We start from the raw sequence: 19,577 nt of genomic DNA, 5'->3' as shown, positions 1-19,577 counted from the left end.
TATCAATATTAACAAAGTTTCGGTTGAGTTTGGCGATTGAGCGACGCCACGTTATGATGGGGAGTATCCGCGTATTTCAGCGGGATTTGCTAAACTGAAACTCGATACATTATTTGCTGAAATATCGCTCCCAGCCAATAATCGATGAAGTAGAGGTATGATAACTATAAAATAATTGATTATAATTTAATTGTGGGTATAATAACCACATAATCAAACAGCATAGGAGCAAATCAATGTGGATAGTCGAAAAATAATTAAGATGATTGAAGCAGATGGTTGGATTTTTCACCATGCCACAGGAAGCCACTATCACTTTACTCATCCGATAAAGAAAGGGATTGTGACCGTTCCACATCCTAAAAAGGATTTAAAGAAAGGGACGGAAAATTCAATATTAAAACAAGCAAGGCTAAAATAGTCCTGTTATTAAAACAAAGAGGAAAGATTATGTTATATCCAATCGCAATTGAGCCAGGTGACGAAACTCACGCATTTGGTGTGATCGTGCCGGATATTCCTGGCTGTTTTTCTGCCGGTGATACGCTTGAAGAAGCTTACACCAATGCAAAAGCAGCCATTGCCGGGCATTTAGAATTATTGGTTGAAATGGGTGAAGAAGTGCCTTTACCAACATCAATGGAAAATCATCGTAACAACCCTGATTTTACTAACTACGGTATGTTTTTTGGTGTGGTTGATGTGGATATTACGCATTTATTGGGTAAGTCTGAAAAAATCAACATCACAATGCCGGCTTATTTAATTAAGCGTATTGATGATTTTGTTTCAACGCACCGTGAATATAAAAACCGTAGCAGTTTTTTAGCCAAAATCGCAGCAGATAAGATCTTATCTGCGTAATTTATTCCAACCCTTGGTAAGCTCCTATTTCAAGGGTTGGATTCATCCAAGGCTCGTAACCTTAACAAAAAACGGCATCTATTTCGATGCCGTTTTCTTTTTAAAGTGCGGTCAAAAATTACAACACTTTGACAATGCTTTCGCAGAGGTAACGAATATTGTCTTCGGTAATACCGGCAACGTTGATACGGCCTGAGCGCACGGCATAAATGGCAAATTCTTCTTTCAAGCGGTCAACTTGTTCTGCGGTCAAGCCACTGAAAGAGAACATACCGTTTTGGTTGATGATGAAGCTAAAGTCTTGTTGAGCACCGTATTCTTTAAGTAACTCAACAAAACGGTGGCGCATTTTTTTGATGCGGTCGCGCATTTCGGTAAGCTCGTTTTCCCAGTCTTGGCGTAATTTTGCATCATTTAATACCAATGCAACGGTATTTGCCCCGTGAGAAGATGGGTTGGAGTAGAGGGTACGGATAATGACTTTCACTTGAGTTAATGCTGTTGCAGCAATATCAGAATTTTCCGCCACGACAGTAAATGCACCAACACGCTCGTTATATAAACCGAAGTTTTTAGAGAAAGAGCTTGCCACTAAAAGTTCTTTGTGGTTTTTAGCAAAGGCGCGTAAACCGTAAGCATCTTCTTCTAAACCGTGAGCAAAGCCTTGGTAAGCAAAGTCGAATAATGGCAACCAGCCTTTTTGTGCAGACATTTCAGCCAGTTTGTCCCATTGTTCCGGTGTTGGGTCGATACCGGTCGGGTTGTGGCAGCAACCGTGAAGTAAAACCACATCGCCTTCACCGGCTTGGCTTAAATCCGCAATGAGGTTGTCCCAATCTAAGGCTTTGCGTTCTGCATCGTAGTAACGATATTCGCGAATATTGATGCCCACCGCTTTGAAAATTGCATTGTGGTTTGGCCAGGTTGGCGTGCTAATCCACACATTTTGGCTGTTAGTTTGGCGTTTAACGAACTCTGCAGCAATGCGGAGCGCGCCGGTGCCACCTAAACTTTGTGCGGTTCTGGCACGATTATTTTTTACGATATCGGAATTCGCACCAAACAATAATTCTTTGGTGCGTGCGTTAAAATCAGCAACACCGTCAATCGGCAAATAGTTTTTGGTATTTTCTTGTTCTAATAAACGTCTTTCCGCTTCTTTTACCGCCTTAACAATCGGGGTATTGCCTTTGGCGTCTTTATATACGCCGATGCCTAAATTAATCTTGTTACTACGGGTTTCGGATTTAAACGCTTCGCCTAAACCTAAAATTGGATCCGCCGGTGCGGCAGTAATCTTTTCAAACATAGTATTATCCTCGGATGGTGGGTGAAAAATCTCTTTAGTTATACTGCTCGGGTTTCTTTTTGACAAGCAATATGTTGCGAAAATGTTAACTATATCAACTTATTTTTTGCCCATTGCAAACCGGATTGATAGTCTTCCGGCAACTCTGTGGCGAGTTTGTCTAATTGCGCGATAATGACCTTTTTATCCGGATGCGAAAGGTTAATGTGTCCCACTTTACGCCCCGGTCGTACTTCTTTGCCATACCAGTGTAATTGTGCAAAGGCGGTGTTTAACCACTGTGGGTTGTGCTCAGTACCAATCAAATTGACCATCACGCTTGGCGCAGATACTTTTAATTCCGGCGTAGGCAAATCTAATAATGCGCGTAAATGCAATTCAAATTGACTCACAGCGCAGCCAAGTTGTGTCCAGTGTCCGCTGTTGTGTACGCGTGGTGCGAGCTCATTAATTAAAAGCTGATCGCCCACCACAAAACATTCCATCGCCATCACGCCCACATAATTCAGTTCATTCATGATTTTGCTTAACATCATTTCAGCTTGCTTTTGCTGTGTGGATTGTTGTGGGAAAGTGACGTCCATGACACTGTAACGTAATATGCCATTTTGTTGTAAATTGTGAGTGACCGGATAAAAACGGGTATCACCGTTACGGAAACGGGCGCCCACGAGAGACACTTCGTAATCAAAGGGAATGAATTTTTCTGCAATGGTTTCCCCAAACAAGTCTTCAGTGATTTGTGCTTTGTTTTCATCAGATACAATCCACTGCCCACGGCCGTCATAACCGCCCATACGGCGTTTAACAACGACTTTTTCACCGATATCTTGAAATACTTCGTCCCATTGTGATGGTTCTTTTAGCAGACACCAAGGCGAGGTTGGAAGATGTAATTTATCTAATAAGGATTTTTGGCTTAAGCGATCAGCTAATTGTGCGAAGACTTTTTGATTGACGAAATTGGCGTGATTGCCGAGGAGTGTGGTCAGAGGTGTTTTTTCCCAGCGTTCGATTTCTGCGGTAATAATGTCATTCGGTGACAACTCAAACACTGGCGCATCAAAAGGCAGCGGTTGAACGTGAATATCTAAAGGCGCACCGGCATAGCGTAACATTCTGCCGAGTTGTCCATTGCCAAGAACATAAATGGTTGGATAGAGGGCTGATTTTTGCATAGTTTTCTCATTGATTTTTATGGATGCACAAACGTTCAGGCTTGCGCTACCTTCAGTGATTCATTAAAAAACACGGGAAAAAATGGCCGCACTTTTTTATATTGGTCTGTTTAAAGTGCGGTGGAAATTTTAGCTGTTTTTAAATTCGAGGATCCGGATTGTCCAATACGCTTTGTGTTTGTGTCTGTCTGAACTGATGCAAGCGTTGGGCTAATTCTGCATTATTCATTGCCAAAATTTGTGCGGCTAATAAGCCTGCGTTTGCTGCACCGGCTGGCCCGATGGCTAAGGTGCCGACAGGAATCCCTTTGGGCATTTGCACGATAGAATAGAGGCTATCGACACCACTTAAAATTGAGCTTTTCACCGGAACGCCAAGCACGGGGACGATGGTTTTGGCTGCAATCATGCCAGGCAAATGTGCTGCACCGCCGGCGCCGGCAATAATCACTTCATAACCGTTTTGTTGTGCGTTTTCGGCAAACTGGAAGAGTTTGTCTGGTGTGCGATGTGCCGAAACAATTTCGACGTGATAAGGAACATGTAATTGATCGAGGATTTGCGTAGCTTCTTGCATGGTTGCCCAATCACTTTTGGATCCCATTACAATGGCAATTTTAGGAGATGTTAAAGACATTTTTGCCTCATTCTTGGAGATAAAAAACGGCGCTAGAATAGCATAATGCGCAAACGTTTGCGATAAGTTTGCCAAAGAAAATCCATTTGCAACTTAAGGCTAAAAATCATATCCTTAAGGCACTTTTTAGCCCTTAGAATTAGGTCGTTTTATGTACGCTAAAGCCAAATATAGAAAAGATTATCAAACTCCCGATTTCACTGTTACCGACATTTATCTTGATTTCCAATTGGAACCTGAAAAAACAGTTGTTGTAGCAAAAAGTCAATATCAACGTCTTAACAAAGAAAGTACGACATTACGGTTAGACGGGCATGATTTTCAATTTTCATCCATTAAATTAAACGGCAAACCGTTCTCTCAATATCAGCAGGATAGCGAAAGTTTAACGTTGGATTTTGCGCGAGTAGAGGCGGACCAATTTGAGCTGGAAATTACCACTATTTTAAGCCCAGCCGCCAACACTTCATTGCAAGGTTTGTATCAATCCGGTGAAGCCTTTTGTACACAATGCGAAGCCGAGGGCTTTCGTCAAATTACCTACATGCTAGACCGCCCGGATGTATTAGCGCGTTACACCACGAAAATTACGGCAGATAAAACGAAATATCCTTTTTTACTTTCTAACGGCAATCGCATTAACAGCGGTGATTTAGAGGATGGTCGCCATTGGGTTGAATGGAATGACCCATTCCCGAAACCAAGTTATTTGTTTGCGTTAGTGGCAGGCGATTTTGATGTTCTGAAAGATCAATTCATTACTAAAACAGGTCGTGAAGTCGCATTGGAATTGTATGTGAATCGTGGCAATTTAGATCGCGCAGATTGGGCAATGCAAAGCTTAAAACGTGCCATGAAATGGGATGAAGAACGTTTTGATTTGGAGTATGACCTCGACATTTACATGATTGTTGCGGTGGACTTTTTCAACATGGGGGCCATGGAAAATAAAGGGCTCAATATTTTTAACGACAAATATGTGTTGGCAAATCCACAAACAGCGACCGATGATGATTATTTAGCCATTGAAAGCGTTATTGCCCATGAATATTTCCACAACTGGACGGGGAATCGAGTCACTTGCCGTGATTGGTTTCAATTGAGTCTAAAAGAAGGTTTAACGGTCTTCCGTGATCAGGAATTTTCCTCTGACACCGGTTCTCGCCCGGTAAATCGCATTAATAACGTGAAGTTTTTGCGTACCGTACAATTTGCTGAAGATGTCGGCCCGATGGCGCACCCGATTCGCCCGGAAAAAGTCATTGAAATGAATAACTTTTATACGGTTACCGTGTATGAAAAAGGCGCGGAGGTGATTCGTATGTTGCATACCTTATTGGGCGAAGAAGGCTTTCAAAAGGGCATGAAGTTATATATTGCGGAAAACGATGGCAAAGCCGCAACGTGTGAGGATTTTGTGTCAGCCATGGAACGTGCCAATGATTTGGATTTAACCCAGTTCCGCCGTTGGTACAGTCAATCTGGTACACCGGAATTGACTATCAGTGATCGTTATGATGAAAAAAATCATGTCTATCAATTACAGGTTTCTCAATTAACGCCACCGACAGCCGATCAAATGGAAAAAGTGAATTTACATATTCCGTTGAAAATTGCGTTGTATGATGAAAAAGGTGCAGCACAAACGCTCTATGATGCCGATGGCGTTGTGGATAATGTCTTGAATATTACGCAAAAAGACCAAACCTTTGAGTTCCACAATATTTATACTAAGCCTGTTCCGGCATTATTGTGTGATTTCTCTGCACCGGTGAAATTGGATTACGATTATTCCACTTCACAACTGATTACCTTATTAAAATTTGCTGAAAATGGCTTTATACGTTGGGATGCTGCACAGATGTTACTTGCTGCTGAGTTACGACGTAACGTTACTAACTATCAGCAAGGGCAACCGCTCGATTTATCTGCGGAAACGGCGGCGGTGCTTTATCAAGTTTTAGATAATTATCAAAAAGATATCGAGTTAACCAGTTTAATTCTCACCTTACCGAAAGCGACAGAATTTGCCGAATTATTTAAAACCATTGATCCGGATGCGATCAGTGCTGTACGGGAATTTATGGCACAAACGATTGCCGATAATTTAAAAGAATTATTACTGAAGACTTACAATCAAATTCGCTTGGATGAATATCAAATTAATCGTCAAGATATTGCCTTACGTAAACTGCGCAATGTGTGCTTAAGTTACTTAGCATACAGTAATATTGGCAATAACTTGGTGAATAAGCATTACACGTATTCTAATAATATGACCGATACGCTTGCTGCTTTAACTTCTGCAACCCAAGCTAAATTGGCTTGTCGAGACAGTTTATTGGCTGATTTTGAACAAAAATGGCAGCATGACGGTTTAGTAATGGACAAATGGTTTGCTTTACAAGCGACGCGTCCGGAAGAAAATGTGTTACAAAACGTGATGCAGTTGATGGATCATCCAAGCTTTAATTTTAATAACCCGAACCGCGTGCGTTCTCTCATTGGTGCCTTTGCTGGGCAAAACTTAAAAGCGTTCCACGCCATTGACGGTTCAGGCTACCGTTTCTTAACGGATATTTTGATTAAGCTAAACAAAAGTAACCCGCAAGTGGCTTCTCGATTAATTGAGCCGTTAATTCGTTTCGCGCGCTATGATGCACAACGCCAAACCTTGATGAAACGCGCGCTAGAACGCATCAGTGAGACAGAAGATTTATCTCGCGATTTGTTTGAGAAAATCGAAAAAGCGTTACAGTAAACATAAAAGTGCGGTTAAATTTGACCGCACTTTTTCTATTCCTTTCACAGTTAACTATCCGGAGAGATAAACGAGTATGTATTCTTTCATTCGTAAAGGGATTTTTTCCCTTGATCCAGAAGATGCCCATAATTTAGTGATAAAAACCCTTGGCTTAGCGGCATACCCACCATTTCATTTTCTCTTAAAACAACTTCTAAATTGCCCACAAGGCACGCCGAAAACCGTCATGGGCATTGAATTTAAAAATCCTATTGGTTTGGCAGCAGGGGCAGATAAAAACGCTGAAGCGATTGATGGCTTTGGTGCCATGGGGTTTGGTTTCATTGAAGTGGGCACCGTGACGCCATTAGCGCAAGAGGGAAATGCCAAACCACGCCAGTTTCGTTTGGTTGAAGCTGAAGGCATTATTAATCGTAATGGCTTTAATAATTATGGTATCGATCAGCTGATTGAAAATGTCAAGAAATCGCACTATGACGGCGTGTTGGGGATCAACATCGGTAAAAATAAACTGACGCCCTTAGAACAAGGGAAAGATGATTATCTGATTTGTTTGAATAAAGCCTATAACTATGCCGGTTATATCACCGTGAATATTTCTTCGCCTAATACGCCGGATTTGCGTCAGTTACAATATGGTGATTATTTTGATGATTTGTTGAGAAGTATTAAATCCCGTCAACAAGAACTGGCTTCACAGTACGGCAAATATGTGCCGATTGCGGTAAAAATCGCCCCAGATTTGACGGAAAGCGAGTTAATTCAAATTGCCGATACCTTGATGCGTCATAAAATGGATGGTGTGATTGCCACTAATACAACCATTTCTCGCGACAACGTCACAAATCTCCAAAATGCTGAACAGCAGGGCGGATTAAGCGGGAAGCCCTTGCAACATAAAAGTACCGCTATCATTGCTCGCTTGCACGAAGAACTAAAAGGGCAAATTCCGATTATTGGCAGCGGTGGCATTGATAGCGTACAAAATGCTCAAGAGAAAATCCAAGCCGGTGCCGAGCTTTTACAAGTGTATTCCGGGTTGATTTATCACGGCCCGAAATTAGTGAAAGAGCTGGTTCAAGCAATTAAATAAGGAAAATATGCTCAAATACGACCTCCATTGCCACAGTACAGCCTCCGACGGCATTTTGACGCCGACGGAAGTAGTTTTGCGTGCCCATGAAAAAGGTGTAAATGTGCTGGCGTTGACGGATCATGATACCGTGGCCGGAGTTGCTGAGGCTCGACAACAAGCAGAATCCTTGGGCATGAGGCTGATTAATGGCGTGGAAATTTCCACGTTATGGGAAAATCGCTCCATTCATATTGTGGGGTTAGGGTTTGATATTTCACATGAAAAAATGACCGCACTTTTAGCTGAGCAAGCGAAATTACGCGAGATTCGAGCTCAGGAAATCGGGGCAAAGTTAGAAAAAATTGGTGTAGAAAATGCTTACGTAGAGGCAAAAAAATTAGCCGGCAATGGCGAAGTGACCCGAGCGCATTATGCCCGCCATTTAGTACAAATTGGCAAAGTCTCTAATGACGGCCAAGCTTTCAAACGTTATTTGGGGCAGGGGAAGTCTGCTTATGTTAAAGCGCAATGGATTGATATTCCAACAACCATCGACATTATTCATCAAGCCGGTGGGGTTGCCGTGTTTGCCCATCCGTTGCGTTATACCATGACTATGAAATGGGTACGAAAACTAACGGAGAGTTTTAAAGCCTGGGGCGGCGATGCCATTGAAATTTCCGGTTGTGGACAAAGTCGCGACCAGTATCAATTATTGGTAAAACTCGCGGAAGAACATCAACTTGCCGGTTCTATGGGGTCTGATTTCCATTTTCCTTGTGCGTGGGTGGAGTTAGGCCGACTCGCACCGTTGCCGGAGCATATTCCTTTGGTTTTAGATGTAAAAAATGGCCTTGCTTAATTGCAAGGCCATTGAAATTAAAACGCACTTAAAAACGACCGCACTTTTACGGTTTTGTCTTACATAAATCCAGCTGAGTAATAAAATCAATGAAGGCTTTGACTTTGGCTGACAAATGACGGCGGTGTGGATAAACAATGTATAAATCCAACTCTTGTTGTCGGTAATCCGATAAAATTTCCACCAATTTCCCCGAAGTTAATTCTTCCTCAATAAAGAAGCGTGGCGTGTTAATAATGCCAACACCGTCAACGCATAATGAAGCAAGGGTTAAGCCATTATTACAGACCAGTTTTGAACGCATTTTTATGCGCTGAATTTTATTGTATTTGTCAAATTCCCAATAAATTTGATTTCCTGTGGCTTTGTATAAAAGGCAGTCGTGATGTTCTAATTCTTCCGGTGTTTGTGGCGTACCATGAATGGCTAAATATTCGGGTGAAGCGACGAAGTGCATTGAAGAGGTCGCAATTTTCTTCGCCACCAAGGAACTGTCTTGCAGATAACCAATACGCAACGCTAAATCAAATCCTTCGCTGACCAAATCAATCATACGATCGTTAAACTCAATGTCCACGTGTAAATTCGGATGGGCTTTAATAAAACTCGCTAAATTCGGCGTAATAAAGCGCAAACCGAAATCCCGAGGGACAGAAACGGTTAAATTGCCTTGCAGAGAGGTGGAAAGGTTGCTGATACTGGATTCGGTTTCCTCCAATTCCAATAGAATGGGTTGGCAGCGTTGATAATAGAGGCTGCCGGCTTCCGTTGGCACAATCTTACGGGTGGTTCGTTGTAACAAACGTGTTTTTAACTGTTCTTCTAATTGAGAAACCAATTTACTTGCCATGGCAACGGAGATATTTTGCAATGCGGCTGCTTTGGTAAAACTTTGAGTTTCAATCACTTTGCAAAAAATTGAAATTGCGTTGAGTTTATCCATTTCTTATGCCTTTTGGAAAAAAGTAGTTGACCTACTTGAAGATAGTTAGCAATATAGCGGGCAATTTTATACAAGTTAATCGAAATTAGGTAATAATAATGACAAAATCCTTGGTTATTGTGGAGTCGCCGGCGAAGGCGAAAACCATTAATAAATATTTAGGAAACAATTATGTAGTGAAATCCAGCGTGGGCCATATTCGTGATTTACCAACGGTGGGTTCCGCAACCGGAGAGAAAGCCAAACCTATTTCCACCAAAGGTCTTAGTGCGGAAGAAAAGCAAGCGATAAAACAACAAAAAGAACAAGATGCTTTAGTCAAACGCATGGGGATCGACCCATATCACGGTTGGAAAGCCAACTATCAGATTTTACCCGGTAAAGAAAAAGTCGTTGCTGAACTAAAATCCCTTGCCAAAAAAGCCGATCATATTTATCTCGCTACCGACTTGGATAGAGAAGGAGAGGCCATCGCGTGGCATTTGCGTGAGGTGATTGGCGGTGAGGATGAACGCTATAGCCGTGTCGTCTTCAACGAAATTACGAAAAATGCCATTAAACAAGCCTTTGAACATCCTGAAAATTTGAACATGGATCGCGTGAATGCGCAGCAAACTCGGCGTTTCCTAGATCGTGTTGTCGGTTTTATGGTGTCGCCGTTGCTGTGGAAAAAAGTGGCGCGAGGGTTATCTGCCGGCCGTGTGCAATCGGTCGCCGTGAAATTAATTGTAGAACGTGAGCGTGAGATTAAGGCGTTTGTGCCGCAAGAATATTGGGAAGTTTCCGTTCTTACTAACACACCGAAAGGTGATGAAATTCAGTTAGATGTCACGCAATTTAAAGGCAAAAAATTTGAGCCGAAAAATGCGGAACAAGCGCAAAGTGCGGTGGATTTTTTAACTAAATCTGATTATGTCATTTCTGATTTAGAAACGAAACCGACAAGTTCCCGACCAAGAGCGCCGTTCATTACGTCTACGCTACAACAAACGGCAAGTACCCGTTTGGGCTTTGGTGTGAAAAAAACCATGATGTTGGCGCAACGTTTATATGAAGCGGGTTACATCACTTATATGCGTACGGACTCCACCAATTTAAGCCAAGACGCGTTAAATATGGTGCGCGGTTATATTGAAAAACATTACGGACACGCTTATTTACCGGAAAAACCGAATTTTTACTCCAGTAAAGACAATGCACAAGAAGCCCACGAGGCTATTCGACCGTCCGATATCCATGTTGGATTAAATGACTTAGTCGGCATGGAAAAAGATGCCGTGCGTTTATATGATTTAATTTGGCGTCAGTTTGTGGCATGTCAAATGCCGGCTGCGCAATATGACAGCACAACATTAACGGTGACAGCAGGGGATTATACGTTAACGGCCAAAGGACGTATTTTACGTTTTGACGGTTGGACAAAAGTATTGCCGCAACAAAGTAAATCTGCTGAAGATCAAGCGCTACCGGATGTTTCTGTCAACAGCAAACTCAATTTGTCTGCAGTGCAGCCACAACAATATTTCACTAAGCCACCGGCACGTTTTTCAGAAGCTGCATTAGTGAAAGAGTTGGAAAAACGTGGTATTGGCCGACCTTCTACCTATGCTGCCATTATTTCTACGATTCAGGAACGTGGTTATGTGCGTACAGAAAATCGTCGTTTTTATGCGGAAAAAATGGGCGAAATTGTGACCGATCGCTTAAATCAGTCTTTTGCTGATTTGATGAGCTATGATTTCACTGCCAATATGGAAGATGTGTTGGACCAAATCGCGTCCGGCAAGAAAAACTGGAAAACCGAATTAAATCAATTCTTCAAAGATTTCTCAACACAATTGACTAAGGCAGAATTAGACGAATTAGAAGGCGGAATGCGCCCGAATAATTTGGTCGAAACAGATATTGTTTGTCCGACTTGCGGACGCAATATGGCTATTAGAACGGCTAGCACGGGCGTCTTCTTAGGATGCACCGGCTATTCTTTACCGCCGAAAGAACGTTGTAAAACCACTATTAATTTGATTCCGGAAGCGGAATTGTTAAATGTGTTGGATGAGGCGTCGGAAACGAAAGCGTTGATGGAACGTAAACGTTGTCCGAAATGTGGTACGGCGATGGATAGTTACATTATCGATCCACATCGCAAATTGCACATTTGCGGTAATAACCCAAATTGCGAGGGTTATTTAGTCGAAGAGGGTAAATTTAAAATTAAAGGCTATGACGGCCCGGTTGTCGAATGCGATAAGTGCGGTGGCGATATGCACCTCAAATTAGGACGTTTCGGTAAATACATGGGCTGTACGCAATGTGATAACACCCGTAAAATTTTGAAAAATGGTGAAGTTGCGCCACCAAAAGAAGATCCGATTCATTTCCCCGAATTGAAATGTGAAAAATCGGATGCTTATTTTGTATTACGCGATGGTGCCAGCGGTGTGTTTATGTCCGCGCATAATTTCCCGAAATCCCGCGAAACGCGCGCCCCCAAAGTGGCAGAATTGGCGTTGTATCGTGAGCGTTTACCGGAGAAATTGCGCTACTTAGCCGATGCACCACAAGTCGATCCGGAGGGGAATGAGGCAATTATTCGCTTTAGCCGTAAGGAAAAACGTCAATATGTTACCTCTGAAAAGAATGGCAAAGCCACGAAATGGATTGTGGATTTTGTTGATGGAAAATGGATAGAGCGGAAAAAGTAATTTTCTTTTTCTTCGAAGTTTAAAAGTGCGGTTGAAAAAATATTTAAATTTTGGGGCTGACGTAGATTAGCCCTAAATTCCACACCAATCCCGCAGAATTTTAAGCTGTTGAGACGGTGTGCCGAAGTTAAACCGAAATTCGCATTCTTTCAAGAACAGCGGGAAGGATTTGCGATCAATTCCGTTGTATTTGCGCAAGACACGTTTTGCCTGATTCCAAAAATTCTCAATGCCGTTAATGTGGTTCTGACGGTCTGCAAATTCCTTGGAATGGTTGATACGGTAATGGATAAAACCGCTTACGTCCAGCTTGTCATAACTGCTCAGGCTATCCGTGTAAACAATGCTGTCCGGCATGATTTTTTGTTTGATAACAGGCATCAAAGCATCAGACTTGGCATTATCTACGACAACGGTATAGACCCGTCCGTTGCGTTTCAGAATACCAAAGACAACCACTTTTCCTGCCGCGCCGCGACCACGTCTGCCTTTACGCCGTCCGCCGAAATAGCTTTCGTCCAACTCGACAGGGCCCTCAAAAACCTCATCGGAAACCAAGGCCAGATAATGGCTGATAACCATACGAATTTTGCGGTAGAACAGAATAGCGGAGTTGGGCTGAATGCCCAAAATATCGGCAGCGGAACCGGCGGTAACTTGGAGTACAAAAAATTCAAGTAGTTTCTTTTGAACTCTCTTGCTTAATTTACAATTGGTTATCTGCATTTTCGTAGCCTAGCCTAACTGCTAATCTACGTCAGCCCCTAAATTTTAGACCGCACTTTTCTTATTAAAAAACCACCTGTAAAGGTGGTTTTGTTTTATCAGAATACCCATAATTTTTCTGCAATAAGAAAAAATCATTAAGCTGAAAGCGATTAAATTAATTCTCTTTCTTTGAAGGTTTAATAGCCAATAAATTGCAGTTTAGTTTGCTAATGACATGTTCCGCGGTATTCCCTAAAAATGCAGCAGAAAGCCCCGTTCTACCAATGGTGCCTAAAATCACGAGTTCAGCTTCGATTTTTTTAGCAACTTGTGGAATAACATCTTCAGGGAAACCTTCAACCACGTGGGTATGATCGTCATTAATACCGTATTTTTGGCGCAATGACTTCATATTAATTAAATATTGTCCACGTAAACCGCTATTGTATTCGCCCGAACTAAACTCCGGTAAATCTATGGCCATATTGATTGGCGTTGGCGGATAAGCGGTAACCAGATGGATATTGCCACGATCTAAAGACGCCGCTAAATCCATACTTAATGAGACTAATTCATCATTAAACGAGCTATGCGCTTCATTTTCATCATCAGATACGTTGACTGCAACCAAAACCCGGCGTTGATGTTTCCAATCGCCATCTTTCACTACGAGAATAGGTACTGGACATTTACGCAGTAATTGCCAGTCAACTGGCGTCACGATTAATGATGTCAGGCTTTCTTCCGCTTTAGTGTATTTCACGACCAAATCATATCCTTGATTTTCTACTTCAGTGGCAATGGCTTCTGCCTCATTGCTGTTCCAAACAACGGTTGTGGCAAATTCAATTCCATCAGAAGCATATTTTTCAATGTAGGGCTGGATGGCTAATTTACGTTGCTCAATGACATTTTTATGCATTTCTGAGCGTTCTTCTGAAGAAAGTAGCGCTGACATTTCATAAGATAAATCGTAAATTGCGAGGAAAAGAGTTATTTTTACTGGGGATTGACTTTTTTGCTCTTGCGCCAAACGAACAGCTCTAGCAAGGGCATATTGTTTGTCATTTTCGGGATTTAAAACCACCAGTATGTTATTGAATTTCATGTACAACCTCCATTTATTGGTTATAAATAGGGTAGAACATTCTTGAATAAATGACAAGGAGAGAGACTTAAAAAGGCATCCGGCGCAATTTTATGCGCCGGAAAGGGAAGGGTTAGATAACCATTTTGATTTTGGTTTTATTTGTACCGGATAATTCGATTAATTCAGCCATATTGTTAATCGTAATGTATTTTCCTTGCACAGATAAAACACCTAGTTTTTGGAAACGGCCAAGTAAACGACTGATTGTTTCAACGGTGAGACCAAGATAATTGCCAATATCACCACGTGTCATCGTTAAACGGAATTCTCGAGCGGAAAAGCCGCGAGCAGAATAGCGTTGCGATAAATTATAAATAAAAGCGGCAAGGCGTTCTTCCGCATTCATTTTTGAGAGTAATAAAATCATTTCTTGATCACTTTTAATTTCATTACTCATTAAACGCATAATTTGTTGGCGTAATTTCGGCATTTTGCCGGATAAATCATCCAAAATATCAAACGGAATTTCGCACACCATAGCGGTTTCTAGCGCTTGAGCAAAACTTGGATGTTGCATATTCATAATCGCATCAAAACCGACTAAATCTCCCGGTAAATGAAAAGAAGTAATTTGTTCTTCACCGGTTTCACTAATTGTGTAAGATTTAATTGTACCAGAGCGAATAGCGTAGAGTGATGTAAGCTCATCACCCGCTTTAAAAAGCACTTGAGATTTCTGGATAGGTTTTTTACGTTCAATGATATTATCTAATTGATCTAATTCATGTTCATTTAAAGTAAAAGGAATACATAGCTGACTAATGCTACAATTTTGACAATGGATTGCGCATCCACCAGATTGAACTCGACGTCCTAATTTTGTTTCTGTCGGTAAAATTTTCATTTATTCCCCAAATTCCAGAAAAATGGAAAAGAATCGTGTAAAATTGATCTATCTCAATAATACCACTAAATTATTAATTTAAAAAGTACAAACATTGGTGAGGAAGTATGGCTGCTGAAAAACTAACTAAAAAACGCTTAATTCAAATTTTACTGGCGCTAGTCATTCTACTTATTGCGTTTTTTTATCGTACATTTCATTATGAAACCAACCAACAATCTCAATATCCTTCAAAAACACCTGAAAAAAACACCGCACTTTTAGACAAAAATAGCTAGATTTTGATATAAAAAAAGGCTAAATCGATAATGACTTAGCCTTTTTCATCAGACTTGATTAGTTGTTTGTTGTTAATGCGCCTAAATCTTTATCAACTAAGAACAAACCTTTACCATCTTCACCAAGAAGATTTAATTTATCCAAAATTCCACTGAATAATTTTTCTTCTTCATGTTGTTCAGCCACATACCATTGTAAGAAGTTAAAGGCAGAGTAGTCTTTCTCTTCAAAAGTTCTACCAACTAATTCATTGATTTTAGAGGTAATTAACTTTTCATGTTCATAAGTTAATTCAAGTACTTGTTTCAATGATGAAAATTGATGAGGTGGTTCATCAATTTGTGTGATGATAGCCAAAGCGCCGGTCTCATTTAAATAAGTGAAGAGTTTACGCATATGCTGCATTTCTTCAGCCGCATGCTCTGATAAAAATTTTGCAGCTCCCTCGAAACCTTGTTGTTCGCACCAGGCGCTCATTTGTAAATATAAGTTAGAAGAATAAAACTCTAAATTCATTTGATCATTTAATAGTTTAATCACGCTATTTGATAACATTTTATTTCTCCTATTCTTATAAAGTTTTTAATTCACGATCAATGTAGTAGAGCGCTGTGCCACTTTCACCAAGAAGTTTGAATTTATCAACAATACTGTTAAATAATTTTTCTTCTTCATGCTGTTCAGCCACATACCATTGTAAGAAGTTAAAAGTAGAGTAATCCTTTTCTGCAAAAGTACTCTCAACTAACTCATTAATTTTAGATGTCACTAGTTTTTCGTGTTCAAGTGTTGTTTCAAAAACTTCTTTTAATGAAGCGTAATCGTGTTTAGGGGCGTCAATTTTACCTAACAAAGGCATTCCACTGGTTTCGCTCACATAAGTAAACAACTTTTGCATATGTTCCAATTCTTCATCGGCATGGCGAAGTAAAAATGCTGCAGCGCCTTCATAACCATGTTTATGGCACCATGCACTCATTTGCAAATAGACATTTGATGAATAGAACTCGAGATTAATTTGTTCGTTTAATTTTGCTGTAATTGACTTACTTAGCATAACTAACTCCTTTCCTTAATACGGTTAATAGATGTATCACAATACAAAATTTGTATTTGCGGATGAATTTTACTCATATTATTGAGAATGGTCAATTTTATTTTATAAATTTTTAGTGTAACTTATTAATTTAAAATGGTTTTATAAATAAAATCATTCTCATTTGGTTACATTTAATGAAATGAGTTATCAATATCGCCTTTGCCCAAATTCTCTAGAGAAATGATGAGGTGTTGGAAAGAGAATCGTAGATTTCCAAAGTTTTTAGCTCTCACTTATTAACTCCAAAATACTGGATAAATAGAAAACATGAAAATTCAATGTTTTTTATAGAATTACACATCAAAGCGATATAGCTTCAAAGTAGGTTATCCTTAATATCAGAATGTGACAAATGATGTATATTGTTTAACATAATATACATTATGCGAAATTAGTTATCGGGTGAGCGAAAGCTACGGATTAAGAAGATCACAGACTTATACACAAGTCACTATTACTAGTAAAACTAGATGAAAACTGATTTTTTCGTGATATGTAACAAATATAAAATGAAGTTATAGACTTTAAGTTTGAAATGTAAATATTTATTCAACAAAAGTAATAGGCGGAAAATCATAGTATATTTCCTATTTTTTTCTGTATTTCTTCGTTTTTACGCCTTACTTTATTGGAAAGTAATTTTTATGAAAGGGATGAAATTTAGGGATAGATTGTGCTACGTGAAATCTAGAGTTTTTCTCAGGGGTATTTTGCCAGATTTTCAAAATACATAAATAAAAAACACGCTGAATTTTCATCCAGCGTGTTTTCATTATTTAATATTTAGTGACGTTGTCTCTTTTCTTCTATTGAAAAAACATTAAAAAATTTGACCGCACTTTCTAATCAATTATCTTATTGCCATATTCATAAACTTTTTGTAATAAAGTCAACTTTTCTTCATCGTTCTCATTTTGTGCAGCTAACTCTTGAAGGCTTTGCTCAAATCTCAAAACTTCAGCTTCTAATTTTTTCCGGCGATATTTTTGCCATTTAATTTGTTCAGCTCGGTTTAATGTGCGATAAAAATGTCTCGCACGATAATGAAACAACAATTGAGGGATTCTTGGGTCTTGAAAACTCAAATTATGTTCAGCGAGCTTTTCGGGCTCCAAAGTGCGTAAAATCGCCATATTGTTTTTATCTGCATCACTAAAAAAGCCATTATAAAGTTCAGTTTCAACATTATCAGATGCTTCAAACTCGCGATCTTGCTGAAAAATATCCATGACTTTTTGACGAATATCCTTAGATGCCAACAAACGTTGTTGATTTTTCTCGCATAACGCTCGATCAATCCCTAAACGTTCAGCGTTTTGAGGCAATAAGGTTTTTTCCGGCGCTACAATAGGGCATTTATTGATATGAATGAGCTTTAACGGAACAGGAAGCACTCCGGCCTCTAACAACGTTTCTTTCTTCGTATAAAGATTTTCACGCAACTCCTCTGCCGATTTTGTCAGTAGGTCATCAATATTGGCCGTTAAATCGCACGCAATTACCGCATTTTTATTCGTTGGGTGCCAAGCTAAAGGGGCAATTAATGTCGTATTTCCGCGGTAATTTCCTAACATTCCCGATACATGCACTAACGGTGTCATTTCTGCGGTATTAATGAGCTTTTCAATCTCTTTTTTTCCACGATTTTCAAAGAAATATTGAAATAACTTAGGCTGTTTTTGCTTAATTAATTTTGCCATTTCAATAGTGGCATATACATCGGACATGGCGTCATGAGCATTGGCATGTTCTATTCCATTCGCCTCCGTCAGTTTTTCCAAACGAAAACTCGGCATGCCTTCATCATCTAAAGGCCACTCAATGCCATCAGGACGCAAGGCATAACACGCACGCATTAAATCCAACAAATCCCAACGGGAATTACCGTTTTTCCAGCTATATTCATAAGGATCAATAAAATTACGATAAAAGGTATAGCGTGTCATTTCATCGTCATAACGAATATTATTAAAGCCCATGACACAGGTATTTGGTTGGCTGAATTCCTGTAAAATTCGAGCAGCAAAATCCGGTTCCTGCAGGCCTTTTTCATTACACTCCTGCGGTGTAATGCCTGTCACTAACACAGCCTCCGGAGCAGGCAAATAATCGTTGGTTTGCTTGCAATACAACACAACAGGCTCGCCAATAATATTAAAATCAGCATCTGTGCGAATCCCCCCAAATTGCGCCGGGCGATCAGTTGCCGGATTGACACCAAAACTTTCATAGTCGTAAATGAAAAAGCTGAAATCGTTTTTTGCCATCATTTTTCTCAAATTTAAGCCAAGATTTTATCTAGATAATACAAACAGAAAATTGCACACAAACTGAACGCAATACCTAACCAGTTAACTTTGCTGATTTTTTCTTTAAAGATTAATGCACCGGTAATCGTACCTAAACAAATTACTCCAATGTTCATGCCGGCAAAAACTAATGTCGGATTAGAGCCAAAACTCTGGTGAGCTTTAATATAAAACAGAATATTGAAGAAATTCAGTACCCCTAAAATAATGCCTCCCACAAAACTGGCGACATTCCATTGAGTTCGTTTGAATAACAAGTAAATAAACATAATGCAGGCGGCCAAGGAAAACGCAATGAATAGCGTCGTTGGGAATGCTCCCCCGCTTTTCGCTATTTGTTTAAACAAAATATCGATGACGCCATAACCAAACCACACACCGACTAAGCCCAAAACACCTCGAAAATCGACCGCACTTTGTTGATTCGGTTTGCTTAAAAGGCAAAACAACCCGACAAATGCCAACACAATACCAACGACTTTTGATTGACTTAGGGTTTCATGGAAGATTAAAAACGCAGCGAGAATGGGTAAAAATAAGGATAAGCGTTGTGCTGCATCAGAACGTACAATACCAGCGAATTCTACGGCTTTGGACATAATAATAAACACGCTTGGCAATAAAATACCTAATGCTAAGAAAATCGGCGTATTTTCGCTTTGTGCGATAAAGTCAGTAAACTCAAGACCTTTGAAATCCGGTTTCAATAAAAACCAACTAAGTGACAACGCCACAATATAATTAAAGGCAATAGCTTGCTGAATAACGATATTGCGTTTACGAGCAACTTTTAATAATACAGACACCGCGACGCTACAGAGAACGGCGATAATGAGATTGTGCATAGCTAA

General features: G+C 40.1%; 18 protein-coding genes. 7 read left to right on the top strand and 11 right to left on the bottom strand.

All coding sequences use genetic code 11. The features are described from left to right. Positions 1 to 238 precede the first annotated feature (238 nt). Both LQ983_RS00765 and LQ983_RS00760 read left to right on the top strand, forming a co-directional pair. Positions 239 to 421, top strand: a complete 183-nt coding sequence (locus tag LQ983_RS00765) for a type II toxin-antitoxin system HicA family toxin (protein ID WP_111277555.1) — start codon at positions 239 to 241, stop codon at positions 419 to 421. A 29-nt stretch (positions 422 to 450) separates the two neighbouring features. Beyond that, entirely contained in the window at positions 451 to 864 is a 414-nt protein-coding gene (locus LQ983_RS00760; RefSeq protein WP_230621289.1) for a type II toxin-antitoxin system HicB family antitoxin, read from the top strand. 118 nt (positions 865 to 982) lie between these two features. Here LQ983_RS00760 and LQ983_RS00755 read toward each other — a convergent pair whose 3' ends face one another. The 3 genes from LQ983_RS00755 to purE form a co-directional block, all read right to left on the bottom strand. Next, positions 983 to 2,173, bottom strand: coding sequence for an amino acid aminotransferase (locus tag LQ983_RS00755; RefSeq protein ID WP_109842775.1), 1,191 nt, complete (start codon positions 2,171 to 2,173; stop codon positions 983 to 985). 89 nt (positions 2,174 to 2,262) lie between these two features. Next, positions 2,263 to 3,351, bottom strand: coding sequence for a 5-(carboxyamino)imidazole ribonucleotide synthase (gene purK / locus LQ983_RS00750; RefSeq protein ID WP_230621288.1), 1,089 nt, complete (start codon positions 3,349 to 3,351; stop codon positions 2,263 to 2,265). Between the two features lie 139 nt (positions 3,352 to 3,490). Further along, entirely contained in the window at positions 3,491 to 3,988 is a 498-nt protein-coding gene (gene purE, locus LQ983_RS00745; protein ID WP_111305910.1) for a 5-(carboxyamino)imidazole ribonucleotide mutase, read from the bottom strand. A gap of 151 nt (positions 3,989 to 4,139) precedes the next feature. Here purE and pepN point away from each other — a divergent pair, with 151 nt between their 5' ends. The 3 genes from pepN (at position 4,140) to LQ983_RS00730 (ending at position 8,689) form a co-directional block, all read left to right on the top strand. Continuing rightward, the gene (gene pepN, locus LQ983_RS00740) at positions 4,140 to 6,749 is read left to right on the top strand and encodes an aminopeptidase N (protein ID WP_230621287.1); all 2,610 of its coding nucleotides are present in this window, start codon (positions 4,140 to 4,142) and stop codon (positions 6,747 to 6,749) included. Positions 6,750 to 6,825: 76 nt separating this feature from the next. After that, positions 6,826 to 7,845 carry a quinone-dependent dihydroorotate dehydrogenase gene (pyrD, locus tag LQ983_RS00735; protein WP_230621286.1) on the top strand — a complete coding sequence of 340 codons (1,020 nt, stop codon included), beginning with the start codon at positions 6,826 to 6,828 and terminating at the stop codon, positions 7,843 to 7,845. Between the two features lie 7 nt (positions 7,846 to 7,852). Continuing rightward, a complete protein-coding gene (locus LQ983_RS00730) occupies positions 7,853 to 8,689 on the top strand; it encodes a PHP domain-containing protein (protein WP_230621285.1) in 837 nt (278 codons plus the stop codon). Between the two features lie 46 nt (positions 8,690 to 8,735). Here the strand turns inward: LQ983_RS00730 and LQ983_RS00725 are convergent, their stop codons facing one another. Next, positions 8,736 to 9,632 carry a LysR family transcriptional regulator gene (locus LQ983_RS00725; RefSeq protein WP_230621284.1) on the bottom strand — a complete coding sequence of 299 codons (897 nt, stop codon included), beginning with the start codon at positions 9,630 to 9,632 and terminating at the stop codon, positions 8,736 to 8,738. Between the two features lie 98 nt (positions 9,633 to 9,730). Here LQ983_RS00725 and topA point away from each other — a divergent pair, with 98 nt between their 5' ends. Continuing rightward, positions 9,731 to 12,337, top strand: coding sequence for a type I DNA topoisomerase (topA, locus tag LQ983_RS00720; protein ID WP_230621283.1), 2,607 nt, complete (start codon positions 9,731 to 9,733; stop codon positions 12,335 to 12,337). Positions 12,338 to 12,409: 72 nt separating this feature from the next. On the opposite strand, the gene LQ983_RS00715 is transcribed toward topA, so the two are convergent. The 3 genes from LQ983_RS00715 to LQ983_RS00705 all read right to left on the bottom strand — a co-directional run bounded on the left by LQ983_RS00715 (position 12,410) and on the right by LQ983_RS00705 (position 15,039). Beyond that, positions 12,410 to 13,063 (bottom strand): IS1595 family transposase, encoded by a 654-nt coding sequence (locus LQ983_RS00715; RefSeq protein WP_230621282.1) that lies wholly within the window; start codon positions 13,061 to 13,063, stop codon positions 12,410 to 12,412. A gap of 157 nt (positions 13,064 to 13,220) precedes the next feature. Continuing rightward, positions 13,221 to 14,153 carry a universal stress protein UspE gene (gene uspE, locus LQ983_RS00710; RefSeq protein WP_230621281.1) on the bottom strand — a complete coding sequence of 311 codons (933 nt, stop codon included), beginning with the start codon at positions 14,151 to 14,153 and terminating at the stop codon, positions 13,221 to 13,223. Between the two features lie 112 nt (positions 14,154 to 14,265). After that, positions 14,266 to 15,039, bottom strand: coding sequence for an FNR family transcription factor (locus tag LQ983_RS00705; RefSeq protein WP_006718213.1), 774 nt, complete (start codon positions 15,037 to 15,039; stop codon positions 14,266 to 14,268). 107 nt (positions 15,040 to 15,146) lie between these two features. Between LQ983_RS00705 and LQ983_RS00700 the strand changes: the two genes are divergently transcribed. Further along, positions 15,147 to 15,317 carry a hypothetical protein gene (locus LQ983_RS00700; RefSeq protein WP_230621280.1) on the top strand — a complete coding sequence of 57 codons (171 nt, stop codon included), beginning with the start codon at positions 15,147 to 15,149 and terminating at the stop codon, positions 15,315 to 15,317. Between the two features lie 58 nt (positions 15,318 to 15,375). On the opposite strand, the gene ftnA (LQ983_RS00695) is transcribed toward LQ983_RS00700, so the two are convergent. The 4 genes from ftnA (LQ983_RS00695) to LQ983_RS00680 all read right to left on the bottom strand — a co-directional run bounded on the left by ftnA (LQ983_RS00695) (position 15,376) and on the right by LQ983_RS00680 (position 19,571). Continuing rightward, entirely contained in the window at positions 15,376 to 15,873 is a 498-nt protein-coding gene (gene ftnA, locus LQ983_RS00695; protein ID WP_003686798.1) for a non-heme ferritin, read from the bottom strand. A gap of 16 nt (positions 15,874 to 15,889) precedes the next feature. Further along, positions 15,890 to 16,375 (bottom strand): non-heme ferritin, encoded by a 486-nt coding sequence (gene ftnA, locus LQ983_RS00690; RefSeq protein ID WP_109858854.1) that lies wholly within the window; start codon positions 16,373 to 16,375, stop codon positions 15,890 to 15,892. An 884-nt stretch (positions 16,376 to 17,259) separates the two neighbouring features. Beyond that, positions 17,260 to 18,687, bottom strand: coding sequence for an exodeoxyribonuclease I (sbcB, locus tag LQ983_RS00685; protein WP_230621279.1), 1,428 nt, complete (start codon positions 18,685 to 18,687; stop codon positions 17,260 to 17,262). 11 nt (positions 18,688 to 18,698) lie between these two features. Beyond that, on the bottom strand, positions 18,699 to 19,571 hold the full coding sequence (locus LQ983_RS00680) for a DMT family transporter (RefSeq protein ID WP_230621278.1): 873 nt from the start codon (positions 19,569 to 19,571) through the stop codon (positions 18,699 to 18,701). Positions 19,572 to 19,577: the final 6 nt, after the last annotated feature.

Source organism: Aggregatibacter sp. Marseille-P9115 (assembly GCF_920939465.1).
GTDB lineage: Bacteria > Pseudomonadota > Gammaproteobacteria > Enterobacterales > Pasteurellaceae > Aggregatibacter > Aggregatibacter segnis_B.
Note: the sequence above shows the minus strand (reverse complement) of the source record. Positions and strands in the feature narration are given on the sequence as shown.